Origin of the sequence: Streptomyces sp. (genome assembly GCF_031178505.1) — a bacterium.
Taxonomy (GTDB): Bacteria; Actinomycetota; Actinomycetes; order Streptomycetales; family Streptomycetaceae; genus Streptomyces; species Streptomyces gulbargensis.
This window is the reverse complement of record NZ_JAPSIW010000963.1, coordinates 1-2139: the sequence shown is the minus strand read 5'-3', so window position 1 is coordinate 2139 and position 2139 is coordinate 1. Positions and strand designations below refer to the sequence as shown.

Genomic DNA, 2139 nt, shown 5'->3' with positions numbered 1-2139 from the left:
CGGAAGAAGCGGCCGTGTGGACCACGTACCGCAGGCTGAGCCGTGATCTGCTGCGCGCCCAGGAGCGCCAGCTGCTGCGTGACTCCGGGCTCTCCGCGGCCGATTACGCGCTGCTCGCCCCGCTGTCCGAAGCCCCCGGGGGAGTGCTCCGGGCCAGGGAGCTGGGCGCGGAGGTCGACTGGGAGCGCAGCCGCCTCTCGCACCAGATCAGCCGCATGGAGAAGCGGGGGCTCGTCACCAGGGAGGCCTGCGCCGACGACGCCCGCGGCTCCATGGTCCGGCTCACCCCGGCCGGACGGAAGGTCATCGAGGAGGCCGCTCCCCGTCACTCGGAGACCGTGCGGCGGCTCTTCTTCGACCCGCTCGACGCCGACGAGGTCCGCCTCCTCGGCACCCTCCTCGACCGCATCCTCGCCGCGGTCGACGCCGATGCGGCGGACACGCCGTAACGGGACGCGGGCACCGAGGTGAACGTGGGTGGCCCGCACCCAGGAAAGGCGCGGCCTGGTACCCGGCGGACCCGGGGGACACCGTAGGGGTCATGAACGACGACACCGCTTCCCCCGCCGCTCCCCACCCCTTCGTCGGCACGTGGGTGACCGCGGACGGCCACATCCGTCAGGAACTGCTCGCCGACGGCCGCTACGACGAGGCGCGCGGCAACCGGAGGAGCGCCTACACCGGCAGCTACACCGTCACCGGCAACCACATCGACTACGTCGACGACACCGGTTTCACCGCCACCGGCGACGTACGGGACGGCATCCTTCACCACGAGCACCTGGTCCTGTACCGCGAGGACGCCGTGCCGCCCCGCGCCGGTCGCTGACCGGGCTGTCGCGCCGCCGAGGCGCGCCGAGACGCACCTCGGCGGCGCATTCCGGGGACAGTCCCGTCCCCTCCCTCCCCCCCTCCCGCCCGTCCGGTCCCGCAGTGAGCCGCTCCTGCTGCTGGGAGCCGGCTGCCTCATGAACTCACCCCCGCCTTCGGTGGCGTCTCCCTCGCCCCCGAGGCGGTCCTGCTGCTGTTCCTCCCCGCGCTGTTGTACGGCGCGGGTCGGCCGAAGCTCGGCGATCCGCCCTGTTCCCGCGGCCTGTCCGGCCGCCAGCCGGCCCCCCGGTTCTGTCGTGACCTCGGTGGACCCGACGGTCCGACGGCACGTCACCCACTGGTTGTTGACGCATCAACATAAGTGAGTTAAGTTTCAACTACCACGAGGGTGCAGGAATCAGGGACTCAGTCCCGGCTCCCTCCCCCGAGGAACCAACTGGAGGATCGTCATGAACAAGCAGTCCCTCGCGGCGCGCGCCACCGTCGTCCTGGTTTCCCTCGGCGTTCTCACCGCGGGCGCCGCCGTCACCGCGCAGGCCGCCACGGCGCGGCCGCAGGCGGCCACGGTCTCCACCGCCGCCCAGGTGGAGGGCGAACTCTTCCCCGAGCTGAACGGCCTGCGGATCAAGGCGGTCGACTCCGACGACGTCTACCTGGTCCTCGACGGTGAGCGGCACCTGATCCCCAGCTCCGTCACCTACGACGCCCTCTTCCGCGGCACCGACGGCGTACGTCTCGTCCTCACCACCGCCAACATCGCCGACGGCGGACCGCTCACGGCCTACGCGTACCTGGCCCGCAGCACCGACGACACGACCGTCTACCTGGTGTCCAACGGCCTCAAGAGGGAGATCACGCCCACCGCCCTCGACACGTACGGCTTCAACACCGCCGCCGTCCGCACCACTTACCCGTCCGTCCTGGCCGCCCTTCCCACCGCCGCCCCGCTCACCTGATCGCCGTGGTGCCGGGCTGTCACCGGCCGGCCGTCGCAGGCCAGAACCACGCACAGGAGAACCACGCACACGAGAAACGCGGCACACGAAGGCGCCACGGTCCGCAGGAGCGGATCGTGGCACCCCCACTCGTTGCCACCCGGGCCGGCCACGCGGCCCGCGCACGTCAGGCGGCCTCCGCCGAGGCGCCCCGCGCGCGTCAATGGGGCACGGTCGGCCTCCCCCGACGCGTACGGGCCCGTCCGCGAGGAGACGCCCCTCGCGGGCGGGCCCGGGCGACGGCGGGCGCATGGCGGTGCGCCCGTCGTGCCGACCGGACGCCGGTCAGGAGGCCGGCGAGACCCCGGCCTCC

Annotated in this window: 3 protein-coding genes; all 3 read left to right on the top strand. The window is 72.7% G+C overall.

Translation table 11 applies throughout. The features are described from left to right. The coding region (locus RIF68_RS35115) for a MarR family transcriptional regulator (protein ID WP_309055608.1) at window positions 1–449 on the top strand (449 nt) is incomplete at its 5' end. Window positions 450–541: 92 nt separating this feature from the next. Further along, window positions 542–829, top strand: coding sequence for an Atu4866 domain-containing protein (locus RIF68_RS35110; RefSeq protein WP_309055606.1), 288 nt, complete (start codon window positions 542–544; stop codon window positions 827–829). Between the two features lie 451 nt (window positions 830–1280). Then, window positions 1281–1787 (top strand): hypothetical protein, encoded by a 507-nt coding sequence (locus RIF68_RS35105; protein WP_309055605.1) that lies wholly within the window; start codon window positions 1281–1283, stop codon window positions 1785–1787. Window positions 1788–2139 lie beyond the last annotated feature (352 nt).